We start from the raw sequence: 18413 nt of genomic DNA on the forward strand, positions 1-18413 counted from the left end.
GGCATGTCGAGATGGGTGTGGCCGGCCGCGGCCGGTGTGGTGACCTCGGCCACGGGGGTGGCGATCAACCTCGCGACCGACGGCGGCGCGAACCCGTGGGCGTGGGTGACGGTCGTGCTGCTCACCGCGTTGGGCGTGGTCATCGCCCTGCGCGTGCAGGCGTCCGCGCCCAAGCCGCCCACCCCGGAACCACCCACGTCGGCGCCGCCGGAGTCGACCGTGCGCAACAGCATCACCGGCTCCGTGACCGGTCCCGTGGTGCAGGCGGGCGACATCGGCGGCGGCCTCACGGTCAACTCGCCGACCACCGTCAACCAGACCGCGGTCGCGCGTGACGGCGGCACCGTCCACCAGGCCGGCCGCGACATCCGTCACGACTAGCCCGACCTCGGCCGGCACGTCGTGGTCGACCCCCTAGGCTGGCCCGCGTGCAACGCTGGAGAGGGCTCGACGACCTGCCCGGCGGCTGGGGCCGCTGCGTGGTGACCATCGGCGTGTTCGACGGCGTCCACCGCGGGCACCAGGCGCTGATCGGCCGCGCGGTCGGGTTGGCCGAGGAGAGGGGCGTGCCGAGCGTCCTGATCACCTTCGACCCGCACCCGTCCGAGGTGGTCCGGCCGGGCAGCCACCCGGCCCAGCTCACCAGCCTGCGCCGGCGCGCCGAGCTGGTCGAGGGACTGGGCGTCGACGTGTTCTGCGTGATCCCGTTCACCGCCGAGGTGGCGCGCACGCCCGCCGACGAGTTCGCGCACGAGGTGCTGGTGGAGCGGCTGCACGTGGCGGCCGTGGTGGTGGGCGAGAACTTCACGTTCGGCCACAAGGCGGCGGGCACCGTGGAACTGCTGCGCGCGCTGGGCAAGCGGTTCGGTTTCGTGACCGAGGGGGCGGATCTGGTGACCGACGACGGCGTCACGTACTCGTCGACCTACATCCGGGCGTGCATCGACGCGGGCGACGTGGCCGCCGCCGCGCAGGCGCTCGGCCGGCCGCACCGGCTGGAGGGGATCGTGGTGCGCGGCGACGGCCGCGGCAAGGAGCTGGGCTTCCCCACGGCCAACCTGTCCACCACGCGGTTCGCCGCCGTGCCCGCGGACGGCGTGTACGCGTGCTGGTTCGTGCACAGCTCGGGCCGCCGCCTCAAGGCCGCGGTGAGCGTGGGCACCAACCCGACGTTCTCCGGCCGGGAACGGCGGGTCGAGGCGTTCGTGCTCGACGTGGACGAGGACTTCTACGGCCAGCGGGTCGCGCTCGACTTCGTGGACCGGCTCCGGGACATGGAGAAGTTCGACGGCGTCGAGTCGCTGCTCGCGCAGATGCACCGCGACGTGGCCACGACGCGTGAGCTCCTGCCGGATCCGGGTGACGCCTGACGGGTTGAACCAGGTGGGTGGAACCGACCGTGCGACGCCTGACGACCTGGCAAGATGCCTGACACGTCCGTCGGTCAGGGGAGAGGCGAAGGTGGAGGACCACAAGATCGTCCAGCGCAATCTCGCGCTGCAGCGGGAGTGGTACGGGGAGCCCTTGGGCGACCGGGTGCGCCGGCTCGTGGTCGCGTTCAGCGTCTCCCAGGCCCAGCTCGCGGACGTGCTGGGCATCAGCGCCCCGATGTTGAGCCAGGTCATGAGCGGGCGCCGGGCCAAGATCGGCAACCCGTCCGTGCTGGCCCGGATGATCATGCTGGAGCGCAAGGTCCTCACCCCCGACGTCGCCTCCGGCTCGCCCGACGCGTTGCAGCGCGCCCTGGAGGACGTCCGCCAGTCGAAGCCGACCGTGAGCCGCGACTCGCTCCCGGTGAACGGCAGCGCCGACGACGAGGCCGTGGTGTTCCCGTTCCTGCGCCGCCTGGCCGACCGCCGCGAGCTGTCGCAGGCCGCCGACGTGCTCGGCGAGGACTTCCCGGCCCTGGCCGAGCTGCTGCGCCGCGCGGGCAAGGTCCGCGACGCCTGACCCGCCCGGTCCGCGCCGCCCACCCCCGGCTGCGCCGGCAGCACCCGGCCCGCACCTCACCGCGGCCCGCGGCGCCGTGCTGCCGCACGTGGAGCTCACCGGTCGTGAGTGGACGGCCACCGAGGTGGCCCTGGTCCGCAGCCACCCTGCCGGGGGCTGCGCGGTGCTCGACCGGGTGCGCTTGGGCACGTCAGGCGCGTAGCGCGTCGCCACTGCTGGTAACCTCGACATTTGGGTCTGGCTGCGGTCCGTGGCGGCCAGTACCGACTACCCCGCTCACGCGGGGCCGCACGGCACTTAACCAGCACAAGGAGTAGCGAGCACGTGGCACTGACCACCGAGCAGAAGAAGACCATCCTCGCCGAGTACGGCGTCCACGACACGGACACCGGTTCCGCCGAGGCCCAGGTCGCGCTGCTGAGCAAGCGCATCGCCGACCTGACGGAGCACCTCAAGCAGCACAAGCACGACCACCACTCGCGTCGTGGCCTGCTCCTGCTGGTCGGCCGGCGCCGCCGGCTGCTGAACTACCTCTCGAAGGTGGACATCCAGCGCTACCGCGCCCTCATCGGGCGGCTCGGCCTGCGCAGGTGAGACGTGCCGAGGGGGAGTGACCACCAAGGTCACTCCCCCTTGGCGTAAATCGAAGACAAGACGAGGGAAGCACGCGCGGCGCCCGGGACGACAGTTCGCCGGTCCTCGGTAGTGGCCCCCTGGTAGACGAAACCCAGGGGACTTCGATCGAAGACCGGCCTCGTCCGAACCGCGATCCCGCGCCCTGAGCGCGCTGTGACCCGCATGACGAGGAGTACCCATATGACGGACATCGAGGTCCACGAGACTTCAGCCGTGATCGACAACGGTCGGTTCGGCACGCGCACCATCCGCTTCGAAACCGGTCGCCTGGCCCGCCAGGCGGCGGGCTCGGTCGTCGCCTACCTGGACGACGAGACGATGCTGCTGTCGGCGACGACGGCGTCGAAGCACCCCAAGGAGCACTTCGACTTCTTCCCCCTCACGGTGGACGTCGAGGAGCGCATGTACGCGGCGGGCCGCATCCCCGGCTCGTTCTTCCGCCGCGAGGGCCGCCCGTCGACCGACGCGATCCTGACCTGCCGCCTCATCGACCGGCCGCTGCGCCCGTCCTTCGTGGACGGTCTGCGCAACGAGATCCAGGTCGTCATCACGGTGATGAGCCTGAACCCGGCCGACCTGTACGACGTCGTGGCGATCAACGCCGCGTCGGCGTCCACGCAGCTCGCGGGCCTGCCGTTCTCGGGCCCCATCGGCGGCGTCCGGGTGGCGCTGATCGAGGGCCAGTGGGTGGCGTTCCCGACCCACGAGCAGCTCGAGAAGGCCGTGTTCGACATGGTCGTCGCCGGTCGGGTCGTCGGTGACGACGTCGCGATCATGATGGTCGAGGCCGAGGCCACCGACCACGTCATCGACCTGATCGGCGAGGGCGCGCAGGCGCCGACCGAAGAGGTCGTGGCCGCCGGTCTGGAGGCGTCCAAGCCGTTCATCAAGGCGCTGTGCGACGCGCAGGCCCAGCTGGCGCAGGTCGCGGCGAAGGCCACCGGCGAGTTCCCGACCTACCCGGCCTACCAGTCCGACGCCTTCGAGGCCGTCGAGCAGGCCGGCTCCGGCGAGCTGTCGCAGGCGCTGACCATCGGCGGCAAGCAGGAGCGCGAGTCCCGCATCGACGAGATCAAGGCGTCGGTGCTGGAGAAGCTGGCCGAGCAGTTCGAGGGTCGCGAGAAGGAGGTCGGCGCGGCGTTCCGCTCGCTGACCAAGAAGCTCGTGCGCCAGCGCATCCTGCGCGACAAGGTCCGCATCGACGGCCGCGGCCTCACCGAGATCCGGTCGCTGTCGGCCGAGGTCGAGCTGATCCCGCGGGCGCACGGCTCGGCGCTGTTCGAGCGCGGCGAGACCCAGATCCTGGGTGTCACCACGCTGAACATGCTGCGCATGGAGCAGCAGATCGACTCGCTGGCCCCGGAGACGCACAAGCGCTACCTGCACCACTACAACTTCCCGCCGTTCTCCACCGGTGAGACCGGCCGCGTGGGCTCGCCCAAGCGCCGCGAGATCGGTCACGGCGCGCTGGCCGAGCGGGCGCTGATGCCCGTGCTGCCCAAGCGCGAGGAGTTCCCCTACGCGATCCGCCAGGTCTCCGAGGCGCTGAGCTCGAACGGCTCGACGTCCATGGGCTCGGTCTGCGCGTCCACGATGTCGCTGCTCAACGCCGGCGTGCCGCTGAAGGCGCCGGTCTCGGGCATCGCCATGGGCCTGGTGTCCGACGAGGTCGACGGCAAGACGGAGTACGTCGCGCTGACCGACATCCTCGGCGCCGAGGACGCGTTCGGCGACATGGACTTCAAGGTCGCCGGCACCAAGGAGTTCGTCACCGCGCTGCAGCTGGACACCAAGCTGGACGGCATCCCGTCCGAGGTGCTCGGCGCGGCCCTGGGTCAGGCCCGCGACGCGCGCCTGACCATCCTCGAGGTCATGGCCGAGGCCATCGACAGCCCGGACGAGATGAGCCCGTTCGCGCCGCGCGTGACGTCGGTCAAGATCCCGACCGACAAGATCGGCGAGGTCATCGGCCCGAAGGGCAAGATGATCAACTCGATCACCGAGCAGACCGGCGCCGACATCTCCATCGAGGACGACGGCACGATCTACGTCGGCGCGGCGGACGGCCCGTCGGCCGAGGCCGCGATCGGCCTGATCAACGCGATCGCGAACCCGCAGCTGCCGAAGGTGGGCGAGCGCTTCCTGGGCACCGTGGTGAAGACCGCGGCGTTCGGCGCGTTCGTGTCCCTGCTCCCGGGCAAGGACGGCCTGATCCACATCTCCAAGCTGGGCAACGGCAAGCGCATCGCCAAGGTGGAGGACGTCGTCAAGGTCGGCGACAAGCTCCAGGTCGAGATCGCCGACATCGACCAGCGCGGCAAGATCAGCCTGGTCCTGGTCAGCGACGACGCGGAGCAGGCCCCGGCCGGCGACGCGCCCGCGCAGGACACCGCACCCGCCGAGGCCGAGGCCAACGCGCAGTGACGACGAGCGTCAACAGGACGGCCGCGGGTGCTTCTGGCACCCGCGGCCGTCCGCTTGCGCGCCGGCTCGGGCACCTGCAGAAGCCCGGCAGCACGGTGTCGCTGGAACGCGGTGACGCGGGCGTGGCCGTGCGCCGCAGCGTGCTGCCGTCGGGGCTGCGGGTCATCACCGAGCGCATCCCCGGCGTCCGGTCGGCGTCGGTCGGCCTGTGGGTGCAGGTCGGCTCGCGCGACGAGCGGGTCGAGGTCGCGGGCGCCGCCCACTACCTGGAGCACCTGCTGTTCAAGGGCACGGTGAACCGCACGGCGGCGCAGATCGCCGAGGAGATCGACGCGGTCGGCGGCGAGCTGAACGCGTTCACCGCCAAGGAGCACACCTGCTACTACGCGCACGTCCTCGACGAGGACCTGCCGCTGGCGATGGACCTGGTGTGCGACGTCGTGTTCGACGCGCTGTGCGAGCCGCGCGACTTCGAGACCGAGCGCGGCGTGGTGCTCGAAGAGATCGCGATGCGCGACGACGACCCGGAAGACCTGCTGCACGACGCGTTCCTGGACGCCCTGCTGGGCGAGCACGCGCTCGGCCGCCCGGTGCTGGGCACCGAGCAGTCCATCGGGGACATGGACCGCGACGCCCTCTTCGGCTTCTACAAGAAGCGCTACACGCTGCCGCGGATGGTGCTCGCGGTGGCGGGCAACATCGACCACGCGCACGTGATGCGCTTGGTGCGCAAGCAGATCGGCGACCGGCTCGACCGCGTGGGCACGCCCGTCGTGCCCCGGGCGGGTCGGGCGCGCATCCCCGGTTCGCGCAAGCTGGTGCTGCACTCCGACGACACCGAGCAGGCCCACCTGATGCTGGGCGTGCGCGGGCTCGACCGGCACGACGAGCGCCGGTTCGCGTTGAACGTGCTCAACGCCGCGTTGGGCGGCGGGATGAGCTCGCGGCTGTTCCAGGAGGTCCGGGAACGGCGAGGCCTGGCGTACCAGGTGTACTCGTCGGTCGGCCTCTACGCGGACGCCGGCACGTTGTCGGTGTACGCGGGCTGCCAGCCGGACCGGCTCGGCGACGTGGCCGGCGTGGTGCGCGACGTGCTGTCCACCGTGGCCCGTGACGGGCTCGGCGAGGCGGAGGTGGCCCGGGGCAAGGGCCAGCTGCGCGGCGGGCTCGTGCTCGGCCTGGAGGACACCAGCTCGCGGATGTCGCGCATCGGCAAGGGAGAGCTGAACTACGGCGACTACCTGTCGGTGGAGCAGACGCTGGCGCGCATCGACGAGGTCACCGCGGCCGACGTCGCCACGCTGGCGAAGGACTTGCTGCGACGCCCCGTCGCCGCCGCCGTGGTCGGCCCTTACGCTCACGCCGACGATCTGCCGTCCCAGGTGCACGAGGTGATCTCTTGAGTTCCGCTGAACCACTCCGCGTAGGCGTCATCGGCGCCAGGGGCCGCATGGGCGCCGAGGTGTGCCGCGCGGTCGAGGCCGCGGCGGACCTGGAAGTCGTCGCCATGGTCGACACGGGTGACTGGCTGTTCAACCTGGCCGACGCCGGCGCCCAGGTCGCGGTCGACTTCACCAGCCCCGAGGTGGTGATGGACAACCTCCGGTTCTGCGTGGACAACGACATCCACGCCGTCGTCGGCACCTCCGGGTTCGACGCGCAGCGGTTGGGCGCCGTCTCCGAGTGGCTCGACGCGAAGCCGGGCCTCGGCGTGCTGGTCGCGCCGAACTTCGCCATCGGCGCGGTGCTGTCCATGCGGTTCGCGGAGCTGGCCGCCCCGTACTACGAGTCGGCCGAGGTCATCGAGCTGCACCACCCGCGCAAGGTGGACGCGCCCTCCGGCACGGCCGCGCACACGGCCCGGCTGATCTCGCAGGCGCGTGCGGCGGCGGGCGTGGGCCCGATGCCGGACGCGACCACGCAGGAGGCGCCCGGCGCGCGTGGCGCGCTCGTGGACGACGTGCGGGTGCACTCGCTGCGCCTGGCCGGGCTGATCGCGCACCAGGAGGTCGTGTTCGGCACGGAGGGCGAGACGTTGACGCTGCGGCACGACTCGCTGGACCGCAAGTCGTTCATGCCGGGCGTGCTGCTGGCCGTGCGGTCGATCGCGAAGCACCCCGGGCTCTCCGTGGGGCTCGACAAGTACATGGACCTCTGACCTGCCCGCGATGACGCCGCTCCCGATGAACCCGCACCCGTCCTCGACGGAGCCGACGCCGTGAGGACCCGCACCGCCGCGTTCGTCATCACCGCCGCGCTGGCGGTGTACTTCGTGCTGCTCGGCGGCCGGGCCGTGGTGCTGCTGGGCACCGGCGACCCGGTCGGCATCGGCCTCGGGGTCGGCGTGCTCCTGCTGCCGCTGATCGGCGCGTGGATCGCGTGGACGAACCTGAGGTTCGGCTTCACCGCGGAGCGGATGGCGCGGCAGCTCGACGCCGAGGGCGCGCTCCTCGACACGTCCGGGTTGCCGCGTCGCCCGTCCGGCCGAGTGGACCGGGAGGCGGCCGACGCCTGGTTCGAGCAGCGGCGGGTCGACGTCGAGGCGCGGCCGGAGGACTGGCGGGCGTGGTTCCTGCTCGCGCAGGCCTACGACCTGGCCGGTGACCGGGGCCGGGCCCGCGAGACCATGCGGACGGCGATCGACCTGTTCTCCCCGCCGAAGAATCGGGCTTAGTCCGCTCGAGTGAGATGTGATTCATTCGGTCTTCACCCTCTGTCACCTTGGATCTTGCGGTAGCCGTGATTACCGTGGGTGACGTGGTCAAGACCTGCGAGACCTTGAGACTGACCGTCGCCTGCCTGGTCGTCGTCGCCGCGCTGGGCCTCGCGCTCGTGATCGGCTGACCGGGCCGGCTTCCTGGGGAAGAATCAGGCGAACCGCCGCCCGTTCCCAGGAGTGCCCATGACCTTCGCTCGGATCGTCCGGGCGGCTCTCGCCGTCGCCGCGGCCCTGGTCGCGACCGGTCTCGTCACGTCGCCCGCCACCGCGCGCGCCGCGGCCGGCTGCGACGTCGCCTACGTGGTCACCGACCAGTGGCGCAGCGGGTTCGGCGCGCGCGTCACCCTGACGAACCTCGGCGACCCGCTCCCGGGCTGGACCCTGGAGTGGGAGTTCACCGCCGGGCAGCGGATCACGTCCGAGACGTGGAACGGCGTGTTCAGCCAGAGCGGCAGCGCGGTGCGGGTGAAGAACACCGCCTACAACGGCGCGCTGGCCACGGGCAGGTCGGTCACGGTCGGCTTCAACGGCGCCTGGTCGGGCAGCAACCCCGCGCCGACGTCGTTCTCCGTGGACGGCGTGCCGTGCACCGGCGCGCCCGTGACCGCGGACACGACGAGCGACGCGCCGGAGCCGACGTCCGCGCCGCCGCTCACGACCGCGCCGTCCGCCACGACCACGACGACGACCTCCACCACGACGTCGACGTCCTCTTCGTCGTCATCGGCCACGACCACGCCGTCGGAGTCGTCGGCGGCCTCCGGCGCCGCGTTCACCTGGCCGACCGCGTCGCCGAAGCCTGCGGTGGTGCTGTCCGCGGACGTGAGCCCCGACAGCGGGGTGGACGCGCTGCGCCTGGGCCTGGTCATCAGCCTGCTCGTGGCGTCCGTGGGCATCGCCGTCCTGCTCGTCGTGCGCCGTCACCTCCGCCGGGCGGGCGACCCCGGCGAACAGCCCTAGGCGTCACACGACCGGGTGGTTCACCGCGCACTCGGCCGGATGGCGGGGTAACCGGTGAGGCATGGATCGTGCAGCAGTGGACCGCCTCTACGACTGTGACGTGCTGGATCGGCACGGCCGGCCCATCGGCCCGGTCGCGGGGGTGTGGCTGGCCGGCAACCGGCCGCTGTGGGCCTCCGTGCGCCGCGACGGGGGCACGACGCTCGTCCCGATCCGCGGCGCCCAGGTGCGGGACCGCAGGCTCGTGGTGCCGGTGGACAAGCGGGAGGTGGAGGACGCGCCGAAGGTCGGCGACCGCGACCTCTCCGAGGCCGAGCAGGCCGAGCTGCACGACCACTACGGGCTGACGGTGCCCGAGCAACGCCTGGTGCGCCACCAGCGCGCGGTCAGTGCACCCACCAGCCAGCCACCGCCGCAGGCGAGGCGGCGAGCGCGCTGAACCGGGCGAACCGGCCGGCCACGCTGGTGGAGATGAACAGCCAGGACGACATGCCGGCCAGACCCGCCAGCACGGTGGTGAACATGAACGGCGGCAGGCCCACCACGGAGCTCACCGCGTGCGTGCCGAACATCCAGTGGGGGTGCCGGTGGCAGCGCACGCGCACCCACTCCAACCTGGTCTTCCACTTCAGCCGCCACGGCGACAGCGCCTTGGCGGGCTTCTCCTCGCGCTTCAGGAACGAGGGCAGGCGTAACGAGCCGCGCGCGGCCAGGAAGTAGAACATCTTGCCCAGCACCTGGCCCACGGCGACCGCGATGCCGATCCACCACCACGAGATGCCCGGTTGCTGGGTGACCAGCCCGATGACGAAGATCTCGATGCTGATGAGCGGCACCAGCGCGGACCCGAAGGCGACGCTGAACGTGAGGCACAACCACCCGAGCACTTGGCGAGGCTACCCGCGCCGTCACGGCTCGAGCAGTAGGGACAACCCCCCGGTAACCCTGATCTCGCGCAACGGCCGCCCGCCGGCGTCCAGGGTGCGGACCGTGCCGTCGGCCTCCCAGTCCGCCTTGCCGTAGAAGCCGATCGACGCCTTGTCCGCCTCCGGCACCCACGCGACACCCCTCGTCGCACCGGCTTCACGCAGGTGGGAAGCGGCCGTGGCGAGCAGCCTGCCGCCGTGCCCGCGCCGGGCCCAACGCGGTTCCACGAGCACGCTCAGCAACGCCGTCGTCGCCGCGTCCTCGGGCAGCGAACCGTCGGCGCGCGCCACCTCCTCCTCGGGCGCCGACCCGGCGACGCAGAAGCCGACCGTCCACGTGCCCTCGGCGGCGACGAACACCTGACCGTGCCCGACCGCCTCGGCCCACGCGGACGCGGTCCGGTCGACGTCGATGGCCTCCAGGACCTCGGCGGGCACGATGTCCCGGTAGGCGGTGCGCCAGGTGTCTCGGTGGATGCGGGCGATCTCCGCCACGTCGTCGGGCTGCGCGGTGCGCACGGTGGCGTCGGCCATGCGGGCACCCTATCGGCCGCCGGCCGGGCCGGGAGCGTCGGACGTCACGGTCCCCGCGGCGGAAATCCGCGTGATTCCGGCGGTGCGGCGTGAAAGCGTCGGTGACGTGCGTTGGGCAGCGTTGGGCGTCGTGTACGTGGTCTGGGGTTCGACCTACCTGGGCATCAGGTTCACCATCGAGTCGATGCCGCCGCTGGTGTCGGCCGGCACGCGGTTCTTCCTCGCCGGCGCGGTGCTGGCGGTGGTGGTCGCGTGGCGCGGCGGGCTGCGGATGACGCGGCGGCAGTTCGGCTCGGCGGTGCTGCTGGGACTGCTGCTGCCCGCCTGGGGCAACGGGCTCGTGGTGCTGGCCGAGCAGTCCGTGGCGTCGGGGTTGGCGGCGCTGCTGGTGGCGGCCGTGCCGCTGTACGTGGTGCTGATGCGGCGGTTCGCCGGTGAACGGCCGCACCGCGTGACGTACGCGGGGGTGGCCATCGGCCTGGTGGGGTTGGCCGTGTTGTTGTCGGACGACGTGGGCGAGTCGTCGTGGTGGGGGCCGTGGGTGGTGCTGCTGGCGGCGCTCGGGTGGGCGCTGGGGTCGTTCCTGAGCAGCCGGCTGGACACGCCGGCGAACCCGTTCGCGCTGTCGGCGGTGGAGATGCTGGCCGGCGGCGTGGCGTTGACGGTGGCGGGGCTGGCCGCGGGGGAACGGGTGTCGTTCGGCGCGATCACCACGTCGTCGTGGGTGGCGTGGGGCTACCTGGTGGTGTTCGGGTCGTTGCTGGCGTTCAGCTCGTACGTGTACGTGCTGGGGCAGTTGCCGGTGTCGACGGTGGCGACCTACGCGTACGTGAACCCGGTGATCGCGGTGGTGCTCGGGGTGTGGCTGGCCGACGAGCGGTTCGGGGTGCGGCAGCTGCTCGGCGGTCTGCTGGTGGTCGCGGCGGTGGTGCTGGTGGTCCGGGCCGAGCGGAAACGTCGTACCCCGGTGGGAGTATCGCCCCGTGCAGAAGATGAACGCTGACGTCGCCCGCCGGATCGCGCTGGGGGCACAGGGTTTCGCCGACGCCCGGCCCGCCGCCGAGCCCACCCGGCGGCACCTGCGGAAGGTGCTGTCGCGGATCCGGCTGCTGCAGCTGGACTCGGTGAACGTGGCCGTCCGCGCGCACTACATGCCGGTGTTCAGCAGGCTGGGCGCCTACTCGCCGTCGTTGGTGGACGAGGCGGCGTGGTCGCACAGCGCGCAGAAGCCGCGGCTGCTGGTGGAGTACTGGGCGCACGAGGCGAGCCTGGTGCCGGTGGAGGACTGGCCGCTGCTGCACTCCGGGGCCAAGCGCCCCGGCTGGTGGAAGAACCACACGGCGGTCGCCGAGCGCTCGCCGCGGCTCGTGGACGACATCCTGGCGGTGGTGCGGGAGCTGGGGCCGCTCGGCGCGGGCGCGATCGAGAAGGCGTTGGCCGGTGGCGGGCCGCGGGCCAAGGACCACTGGGGCTGGAACTGGTCCGAGGTCAAGAAGGTGTGCGAGTACCTGTTCGGCGAGGGCGTGCTGACCACCGGGTCGCGGCGCGGGTTCGAGCGGCTCTACGACCTGAGCGAACGCGTGCTGCCGCCGGAGGTGTCGGCGCGGTGGCGGTCGGTGTCGGCGGAGGAAGGCGCGCGGGAGCTGGTGGCGCGCGCGGCGACGGCGTTGGGCGTGGCGACCGAGCCCGACCTGCGCGACTACTACCGCTTGCAGCCCGCGCGCAGCCGGCAGGCCGTGGCGGAGCTGGTCGAGGCCGGGGTGCTGGAGCCGGTCGAGGTGCAGGGGTGGGGCGCGCCCGCGTACCGGCACGTCGAGGCGCGCGTGCCGCGGCGGATCACCGGCCGGGCGCTGCTGTGCCCGTTCGACCCGCTGATCTGGGAGCGGGCCCGGACCGAGCGGATCTTCGGCTTCTTCTACCGGATCGAGATCTACGTGCCCGCGCCGAAGCGGGTGCACGGCTACTACGTGTTCCCGTTCCTGCTGGACGGCGAGCTGGTGGCGCGGGTCGACCTGAAGGCGGACCGGGCGGCGGGCGTGCTGCGGGTCCAGGCGGCGTACGCCGAGCCGACCGCGGACGTGGGTCGGGTGGCGGTCGAGCTGGCCGCCGAGCTGCGGCACATGGCGGACTGGCTGGCCCTGGACGACGTCGAGGTGGTGCTCAAGGGGGACCTCGCGGGGGTGCTGAAAGCGGTGGCCCGGTGAGACGGGGGACTCGATGGGCTGACAGAAGTTGAAATCTGTCAGCCCAAGTCCCATAGTGGAGTCATGACGAACTCCACCCACCGCGTGACCCGGCGTCGAGTCCTGGGCACGACCGGTCCCGAGGTGTCGGCGCTCGGCCTGGGCTGCATGGGCATGTCGGACCTGTACGGCCCGGCCGACGAGGCGGAGAGCGTGGCCACCATCCACGCCGCCGTCGACGCCGGCGTGACCCTGCTCGACACCGGCGACTTCTACGGCATGGGGCACAACGAGCTGCTGATCCGCCAAGCCCTGCGCGAGCGCGACCGCGACGACGTGGCGATCAGCGTCAAGTTCGGCGCGCTGCGCGACGCGGACGGCGGCTGGCACGGCAACGACGCCCGGCCCGAGGCGGTGCGCAACTTCCTCGCCTACACGCTGCGCCGGCTCGGCACGGACCACGTCGACGTCTACCGCCCGGCCCGCCTCGACCCGGCCGTCCCGATCGAGGAGACCGTCGGCGCGATCAAGGAGGAGGTCGAGAAGGGCCGGGTCCGCCACATCGGCCTGTCCGAGGTGGGCGCGGACACGCTCCGCCGGGCCGCCGCGGTCCACCCGATCGTCGACCTCCAGATCGAGTACTCGCTGATCTCGCGGGGCATCGAGGAGGAGATCCTGCCCACCGCCCGCGAGCTGGGCGTCGGCGTCACCGCGTACGGCGTGCTGTCGCGCGGCCTGATCTCGGGCCACTGGACGGCGACCAAGGGCGCCGGCGACTTCCGCGCCGTCTCGCCGCGCTTCCAGGGCGAGAACCTGGACCACAACCTGTCGCTGGTGGAGGCGTTGCGCGCGGTGGCCGCCGAGAAGGGCGCCACGGTCGCGCAGCTGGCCATCGCGTGGGTCCTGGCCCAGGGCGAGGACATCGTGCCGCTGGTGGGCGCCCGCCGCCGCGACCGGCTGACCGAGGCGCTGGGCGCGCTGGACGTCACCCTCACCGGGTCGGACCTGGCCCGGATCGAAGCGGCGGTCCCGGCCGACGCCGCGGCGGGGGAGCGGTACGCGCCGGCCCTGATGGCACACCTGGACAGCGAGCGCTGACCGCGGTCCGTGCCGCCGGCCGGTGCGCGCACAATTGACCGGACCAGCTGGCGACACCAGGGAGCACCACGTGGCGGAAGGCCCACTGACCGCGGAGGTCGTCCTCGGCGCCACCGAGGACGTCCTGCGCCGCTTCGGCCCGGCCAAGGCGACCGTGGTGGACGTGGCCCGCGCCCTCGGCGTGAGCCACGGCAGCGTCTACCGGCACTTCCCGACCAAGACGGCGCTGCGGGAGGCCGTCACCCAGCGCTGGCTCGACCGCGCGCACGCGGGCCTCGCCGAGCTGGCCGCCGCCGACACGCCCGCACCGCAGCGCCTGCGCGACTGGCTGGCGGCCCTCTTCGAGGCCAAGCGCAGGAAGGCCCTGGGCGACCCGGAGCTGTTCGCCACGTTCTCCGTGCTGGTGAACGAGCACAGCGCCGTCGTCGCCACGCACATCGCGGCGATGGTCGACGACCTCACCAGGATCGTCGCCGACGGCGTGGCCGCCGGCGACTTCGCCACCGAGGACCCGGCCGTCAGCGCCAAGGCCGTCTTCGCCGCCACCGCGCGCTTCCACGACCCGGCCCACGCCGGCGAGTGGTCCGCCCCGGACGTCGACGAGGTGTTCGACGCCGTGGTGTCACTGCTGGTGGCGGGACTGCGACCCGGGCAGTAGGGAACCGCGGCGCGCGCATCGGGGGTGCGCGCGCCGCGGCTCGGTCCGAGGACCGGGGATCAGGCCGTGGTCGCCGTGGTCACCAGGGCGGTGCCGCTGCCGGTCCGGCCGGTGATGAACAGGGACGGCTCGTCCGCCGGCGGGGTGTCGGAGACGTCCAGCTCGCTGCGCGCCGAGCCCGAGTTGGAGACCAGGTCGACCTGCGCCGCCACCCCGGGCCGCACGCCGACCCGCACGTCGCCCGAGCCGGTGCCGAGCTGGACCTTGCCGGACGCGGCGTCGGCGATGGTGACGTCACCGCCGCCGGTGCGCACCTGCACGTCGTTCTGCACGGCGCCCAACCACACGTCGCCGGTGCCCGTGTAGATCACGGTGTTCCCGCCGACCGACGACACCTCGACGTCGCCGCTGCCGGTCTTCGCCCGCAGCCCGCCGAGCATCGGCCCGAGCCTCAGCTTGCCCGAACCCGAGTTGACCTGCGACGAGGCCTCCGCGCGATCCGCGGTCACGTCACCGGTGCCGGTCTGGAGCTCCAACCGGCCCGCCGAGCCGGTCACGGTCACCTCCGCCGAGCCCGCCTTGGTGATCACGTGGGAGCCGGCCGGCGCCCGTACCGTCACGCTCAGCGGCACGGCGCGCAGCGGCAGCGCCTTGGACGAGTGCACCTTCACCCGCCCGCCGGACAGCTCGAGGCGGGCGTCGCGCACCGCCTCCGCCGGTCCGGCCGGCTGCGCCCGCCCGGTGCCGAACTGGTCGTTCACCCAGCTCAGCAGCCCGGACAGGCCTGCCGACCAGGACTCGCCCGGCGACGGGTCGTGCTTGACCTCGACGTGCACGCCCGGCTCGTCGACCAGGTGCACCCGCACCCGGCCGGCGAGCAGCGCCACGTCGACCTCCACCGTCCCGTCGACCTCGAAGCTCTGCTGTCGCACGACGACATCCGATTCCATCTCTCCCCCTCAGCCCTGCACCCAGCCGCGGACGCGGGAGGACGACGACGGGTCGCCGCCCGACTGGTCCTTCGGCGGCCCCCAGTGCTTGTGGCCGCCGCCACCGCGCCGCCCGCCGACCGCGCCCTGCACGGCCTGCGCGACGAACGTGTTGAGCGACATCCCCTGGGCCGCGGCCGCCTGCTCGGCCTTGGACTTCAGCTCGTCCAGCAGGCGCAGGGTGACGCGCGTGGCGTCACCGGCGGAGGGCCGGGGAACTTCCCGGGGCTCGGGTTCGTGTTCTTCCCGAGCGGCCGTGCCGGTGACGACCACCTGCACGTCCCGTCCGTCCAACCGCACGTCGACGACAGGGCCGTCGAGGGCCGCGGTGACCTCCGCGGCCAGGTCGGACAGCGCGTTCATGAGCGCGAGCCGCGCGGCGGGCTCCAAGGCTGCGGACAGCAGGGCCGCGGTGCGCCGGGTGTTGTCGTCCCCGGCGGACGCGGCCGTCGCGAGGTCCTCGCGCAGTGCGGCGATGTACGGCGACAGATCCATGACACCACCATGACGTCAAATCTGACATCAGTCAAGCGGGTCGGTGGTGTCGTTCATGACGGCACGGTGCGGGTCGCGAACGGACGCCGACCCGTCCGCCGAACGGCGGCGTCCGAGCCCCGGTGTCGGGCAACGGCCCGGACGGCTTCGGTTAGGGTTCGGGCCATGGCTGAGACGGTGGCGCCGAAGGTGCAGTTGATCGCGAAGACGGAGTTCTTCCCCCCGGACGGCGTCCCGTGGTCCACCGACGCCGACGGCGGCGAGGCGCTGGCGGAGTTCGCCGGCCGCGCCTGCTACCAGTCGTGGACCAAGCCGAACCCGGCCACCGCCACGAACTCGGGCTACATCAAGCACATCATCGAGGTCGGCCACCTGTCCGTGCTGGAGCACGGCTCGGTCAGCTTCTACCTGACCGGCATCTCCCGCTCGCTCACGCACGAGCTGATCCGGCACCGCCACTTCTCGTACTCGCAGCTGTCCCAGCGGTACGTGCCCGAGCGCAACGCCGCCATGGTCGAGCCGGACGTCATCGCGAACGACCCGGAGCTGCACGAGAAGTTCCTCGCCGCCGCGCAGGCCAGCGTCGAGGCCTACAACGAGCTGCTGAAGGGCCTGGAGGAGAAGTTCTCCGACGTGCCCAGCGCCACCCTGCGCCGCAAGCAGGCCCGTCAGGCGGCCAGGGCGATCCTGCCCAACGCCACCGAGACCCGCATCGTGGTGACCGGCAACTACCGCGCGTGGCGGCACTTCATCGCCATGCGCGCCACCGAGCACGCCGACGTGGAGATCCGCGCGCTGGCCGTGGAGTGCCTGCGCCAGTTGCAGAAGGCGGCGGCCAACGTGTTCGCCGACTTCGCCATCTCCACCCTGGCCGACGGCTCCGAGGTCGCCTCCAGCCCGCTGGTCACCGAAGGCTGACGGCCGGTGAAGCGGCTGATCGTCGACGTCCGGCCGGGCGAGTACGCGGTCGTGCGGCTGCCCGCCGACGCGCCCGTCCCGGCCGGGCTGCTCGACGCGCCCGGCCTGGTGTCGGTGACCAGGACCCCCGACGAGCTGTCGATCGTGTGCCCGGTCGAGCACGCGCCGGAAGCGGACACCGCGCAGCCCGGCTGGCGGCTGCTGACCGTGCGCGGTCCGCTGGAGTTCACCCTCACTGGCATCATGGCCGCCCTGTCGGGTGAACTGGCCGCGGCGGGTGTGAGCCTGTTCGCACTGTCCACCTACGACACCGACCACCTGCTGGTGAAGTCGGGCGACCTGGCCCGGGCCGTGCAGGCGCTGCGGTCGTCCGGGCACGAAGTCACGAAACCGTGAAACCGGATCGGGCGACACGCGGTCTGAAGTAGCGTTCCGCCCGGTCCGCGGGTTTCGAGGAGTGACGGTGACTGGTCCGACGCAAGGTGTGAGCACTCAACCCCGGGTGATCGCGGGCAGGTACACCCTGCTCGCCGAGCTGGGACGCGGCGGCATGGGCGTCGTCTGGCGCGCGCAGGACAACGTGATCGGCCGCCAGGTGGCCATCAAGGAGCTGCACCTGCCCGACGGCATCGCGCTGGAGGAGCGCCGGGTGCTGGAGGAGCGGGTGCTGCGCGAGGCGCGCACCGCGGGCCGGTTGAACGACCCCGGCGTGGTCACCGTGTTCGACGTGGTCGCCGAGCACGGCATGACCTACATCGTGATGGAGCTGGTCGAGGCCGCCACCCTGTCCACCCTGATCAGCGCCCACGGCCCGATGCCGCAGGACCGGGTCATCTCGATGGCCGTGCAGGCGCTGTCCGCGTTGGACTCCGCGCACCAGGCCGGGATCGTGCACCGCGACGTCAAGCCCGGCAACCTCATGGTCACGCCCGCCGGCCGGGTGAAGCTCACCGACTTCGGCATCGCCCAGGCCGTGGACGACCCCCGGTTGACCACCAGCGGCAGCCTCATCGGCTCGCCCGCCTACATGTCGCCGGAGCGCATCCACGGCAACGAGGCCTCGCCGGCCTCCGACCTGTGGGCGCTCGGCGCGACGCTCTGCTACGCCGTCGAGGGCGCCAACCCGTACGACCGGCCGACCACCGCGTCCACCCTGCACGCGATCATGAACGAGATGCCCCGGCTGACCAGGGCGCACGGCGTGCTCGGCGCGGTGATCACCGGCCTGATGATGCCCGACCCGAACGCCCGGCTGACCGGTCCGCAGGCGCGCGCCATGCTGGAACGCGCGGCGGCCCAGCCGACGCCGCCGACCGGGTTCGGCGCGCCGAACCCGACCATGCACTACACCCCGCCCACCGCCGCGCGGAAGCCGTGGCTCAAGAAGCTGCTGATCGCCGGCACGGCGGTGGCGGCCGTGGCGCTGCTCGTCGCGGGCGTGCTCCTCGGCCGGTGGTGGTTCACCGACAAGCCGCCCGCCGCGATGGCCGAGACGGTCACCTACGGGCCGGGCGGCACGATCGAGCCCGCCCAGTTCAAGGCGGGCAACGGCCAGTGCGGCGACAACCTGGTCGACCCCAACACCACGGTCAACTACACCGACTGCGAGGAGCCGCACCGGGTCGAGGTCTACGCGGCGGCCGAGCCGTTCGGGTCGGACAAGATGCCCTACCCGGGCGACGAGTGGCTGCGCGGGTACGCGGAGACCTTCTGCACGATGTACTTCATGTCCGAGCGGGTGCCGGTGAAGGACAAGCAGACCAAGCTCCGCTACGTCGCCGTCGTGCCGACCTCGGGCGTCTGGGCGGAGGACCCGGCGAAGGCCTCGTCGTCGGACAAGCGCTACCGCGACGTGGCGTGCGTGCTGTGGAACAAGGACGGCACCGCGCTGAAGGACCAGCTGTACGCCAAGTAACGTGGGGC

22 protein-coding genes are annotated in these 18413 nt (G+C 72.3%); 18 read left to right on the forward strand and 4 right to left on the reverse strand.

The annotated features are described in order from the left end of the window. The first annotated feature begins 3 nt into the window (after positions 1-3). From EDD40_RS30875 to EDD40_RS30920, 11 genes are all read left to right on the forward strand, one after another. Positions 4-381: a hypothetical protein gene (locus EDD40_RS30875; protein WP_148088956.1), complete on the forward strand. Its 378-nt coding sequence runs from the start codon at positions 4-6 to the stop codon at positions 379-381. 47 nt (positions 382-428) lie between these two features. Continuing rightward, on the forward strand, positions 429-1370 hold the full coding sequence (locus tag EDD40_RS30880) for a bifunctional riboflavin kinase/FAD synthetase (protein WP_123746048.1): 942 nt from the start codon (positions 429-431) through the stop codon (positions 1368-1370). A gap of 91 nt (positions 1371-1461) precedes the next feature. Next, the gene (locus tag EDD40_RS30885) at positions 1462-1950 is read left to right on the forward strand and encodes a helix-turn-helix domain-containing protein (protein ID WP_123746049.1); all 489 of its coding nucleotides are present in this window, start codon (positions 1462-1464) and stop codon (positions 1948-1950) included. A 324-nt stretch (positions 1951-2274) separates the two neighbouring features. Continuing rightward, on the forward strand, positions 2275-2544 hold the full coding sequence (gene rpsO, locus EDD40_RS30890; RefSeq protein ID WP_123746050.1) for a 30S ribosomal protein S15: 270 nt from the start codon (positions 2275-2277) through the stop codon (positions 2542-2544). A 222-nt stretch (positions 2545-2766) separates the two neighbouring features. Beyond that, entirely contained in the window at positions 2767-5010 is a 2244-nt protein-coding gene (locus EDD40_RS30895; protein ID WP_123746051.1) for a polyribonucleotide nucleotidyltransferase, read from the forward strand. Continuing rightward, positions 5007-6413, forward strand: a complete 1407-nt coding sequence (locus EDD40_RS30900; protein WP_123746052.1) for a M16 family metallopeptidase — start codon at positions 5007-5009, stop codon at positions 6411-6413. Before EDD40_RS30895 ends, EDD40_RS30900 begins: the two co-directional genes overlap by 4 nt. Then, positions 6410-7168 (forward strand): 4-hydroxy-tetrahydrodipicolinate reductase, encoded by a 759-nt coding sequence (gene dapB / locus EDD40_RS30905; protein ID WP_211348267.1) that lies wholly within the window; start codon positions 6410-6412, stop codon positions 7166-7168. Before EDD40_RS30900 ends, dapB begins: the two co-directional genes overlap by 4 nt. 60 nt (positions 7169-7228) lie before the next feature. After that, a complete protein-coding gene (locus tag EDD40_RS30910; RefSeq protein WP_123746054.1) occupies positions 7229-7684 on the forward strand; it encodes a tetratricopeptide repeat protein in 456 nt (151 codons plus the stop codon). Positions 7685-7731: 47 nt separating this feature from the next. Continuing rightward, positions 7732-7854 carry a hypothetical protein gene (locus EDD40_RS44490; RefSeq protein WP_281277817.1) on the forward strand — a complete coding sequence of 41 codons (123 nt, stop codon included), beginning with the start codon at positions 7732-7734 and terminating at the stop codon, positions 7852-7854. A 58-nt stretch (positions 7855-7912) separates the two neighbouring features. Beyond that, the gene (locus EDD40_RS30915) at positions 7913-8689 is read left to right on the forward strand and encodes a cellulose-binding domain-containing protein (RefSeq protein WP_123746055.1); all 777 of its coding nucleotides are present in this window, start codon (positions 7913-7915) and stop codon (positions 8687-8689) included. 61 nt (positions 8690-8750) lie between these two features. Beyond that, complete coding sequence (locus EDD40_RS30920; protein WP_148088957.1) at positions 8751-9128, forward strand: PRC-barrel domain-containing protein; 378 nt, start codon at positions 8751-8753, stop codon at positions 9126-9128. On the opposite strand, the gene EDD40_RS30925 is transcribed toward EDD40_RS30920, so the two are convergent. Further along, entirely contained in the window at positions 9076-9576 is a 501-nt protein-coding gene (locus EDD40_RS30925) for a YqaA family protein (protein ID WP_123746057.1), read from the reverse strand. The genes EDD40_RS30920 and EDD40_RS30925 overlap by 53 nt on opposite strands. Before the next feature lie 21 nt (positions 9577-9597). Next, a complete protein-coding gene (locus tag EDD40_RS30930) occupies positions 9598-10149 on the reverse strand; it encodes a GNAT family N-acetyltransferase (RefSeq protein WP_123746058.1) in 552 nt (183 codons plus the stop codon). Between the two features lie 106 nt (positions 10150-10255). On the opposite strand from EDD40_RS30930, the gene EDD40_RS30935 reads away from it, so the two are divergent. The 4 genes from EDD40_RS30935 (at position 10256) to EDD40_RS30950 (ending at position 14088) form a co-directional block, all read left to right on the forward strand. Further along, on the forward strand, positions 10256-11152 hold the full coding sequence (locus tag EDD40_RS30935; RefSeq protein ID WP_246037932.1) for an EamA family transporter: 897 nt from the start codon (positions 10256-10258) through the stop codon (positions 11150-11152). Beyond that, positions 11142-12353 (forward strand): winged helix-turn-helix domain-containing protein, encoded by a 1212-nt coding sequence (locus tag EDD40_RS30940; RefSeq protein ID WP_123746059.1) that lies wholly within the window; start codon positions 11142-11144, stop codon positions 12351-12353. Before EDD40_RS30935 ends, EDD40_RS30940 begins: the two co-directional genes overlap by 11 nt. Before the next feature lie 63 nt (positions 12354-12416). Next, on the forward strand, positions 12417-13430 hold the full coding sequence (locus EDD40_RS30945) for an aldo/keto reductase (protein WP_123746060.1): 1014 nt from the start codon (positions 12417-12419) through the stop codon (positions 13428-13430). 70 nt (positions 13431-13500) lie between these two features. Then, positions 13501-14088, forward strand: a complete 588-nt coding sequence (locus EDD40_RS30950; RefSeq protein ID WP_123746061.1) for a TetR/AcrR family transcriptional regulator — start codon at positions 13501-13503, stop codon at positions 14086-14088. A gap of 59 nt (positions 14089-14147) precedes the next feature. Here the strand turns inward: EDD40_RS30950 and EDD40_RS30955 are convergent, their stop codons facing one another. Further along, positions 14148-15038 carry a DUF4097 family beta strand repeat-containing protein gene (locus EDD40_RS30955; RefSeq protein WP_123746062.1) on the reverse strand — a complete coding sequence of 297 codons (891 nt, stop codon included), beginning with the start codon at positions 15036-15038 and terminating at the stop codon, positions 14148-14150. A gap of 9 nt (positions 15039-15047) precedes the next feature. Further along, complete coding sequence (locus tag EDD40_RS30960; RefSeq protein WP_123746063.1) at positions 15048-15572, reverse strand: toxin-antitoxin system HicB family antitoxin; 525 nt, start codon at positions 15570-15572, stop codon at positions 15048-15050. 165 nt (positions 15573-15737) lie between these two features. On the opposite strand from EDD40_RS30960, the gene thyX reads away from it, so the two are divergent. From thyX to EDD40_RS30975, 3 genes are all read left to right on the forward strand, one after another. Continuing rightward, the gene (gene thyX, locus EDD40_RS30965) at positions 15738-16490 is read left to right on the forward strand and encodes an FAD-dependent thymidylate synthase (RefSeq protein ID WP_123746064.1); all 753 of its coding nucleotides are present in this window, start codon (positions 15738-15740) and stop codon (positions 16488-16490) included. A gap of 6 nt (positions 16491-16496) precedes the next feature. Further along, a complete protein-coding gene (locus tag EDD40_RS30970) occupies positions 16497-16886 on the forward strand; it encodes an ACT domain-containing protein (protein WP_123746065.1) in 390 nt (129 codons plus the stop codon). A gap of 88 nt (positions 16887-16974) precedes the next feature. Continuing rightward, positions 16975-18405, forward strand: a complete 1431-nt coding sequence (locus EDD40_RS30975; RefSeq protein ID WP_236594444.1) for a serine/threonine-protein kinase — start codon at positions 16975-16977, stop codon at positions 18403-18405. Positions 18406-18413: the final 8 nt, after the last annotated feature.

This window comes from Saccharothrix texasensis, assembly GCF_003752005.1.
Classification (GTDB): domain Bacteria; phylum Actinomycetota; class Actinomycetes; order Mycobacteriales; family Pseudonocardiaceae; genus Actinosynnema; species Actinosynnema texasense.

Coding starts and splice junctions, on each gene's coding strand:
- EDD40_RS30875 (WP_148088956.1), top strand. CDS start 4: ATGTCGAGATGGGTGTGGCCGGCCGCGGCCGGTGTGGTGACCTCGGCC.
- EDD40_RS30895 (WP_123746051.1), top strand. CDS start 2,767: ATGACGGACATCGAGGTCCACGAGACTTCAGCCGTGATCGACAACGGT.
- EDD40_RS30915 (WP_123746055.1), top strand. CDS start 7,913: ATGACCTTCGCTCGGATCGTCCGGGCGGCTCTCGCCGTCGCCGCGGCC.
- EDD40_RS30920 (WP_148088957.1), top strand. CDS start 8,751: ATGGATCGTGCAGCAGTGGACCGCCTCTACGACTGTGACGTGCTGGAT.
- EDD40_RS30930 (WP_123746058.1), bottom strand. CDS start 10,149: ATGGCCGACGCCACCGTGCGCACCGCGCAGCCCGACGACGTGGCGGAG.
- EDD40_RS30940 (WP_123746059.1), top strand. CDS start 11,142: ATGAACGCTGACGTCGCCCGCCGGATCGCGCTGGGGGCACAGGGTTTC.
- EDD40_RS30945 (WP_123746060.1), top strand. CDS start 12,417: ATGACGAACTCCACCCACCGCGTGACCCGGCGTCGAGTCCTGGGCACG.
- EDD40_RS30955 (WP_123746062.1), bottom strand. CDS start 15,038: ATGGAATCGGATGTCGTCGTGCGACAGCAGAGCTTCGAGGTCGACGGG.
- EDD40_RS30960 (WP_123746063.1), bottom strand. CDS start 15,572: ATGGATCTGTCGCCGTACATCGCCGCACTGCGCGAGGACCTCGCGACG.
- thyX (WP_123746064.1), top strand. CDS start 15,738: ATGGCTGAGACGGTGGCGCCGAAGGTGCAGTTGATCGCGAAGACGGAG.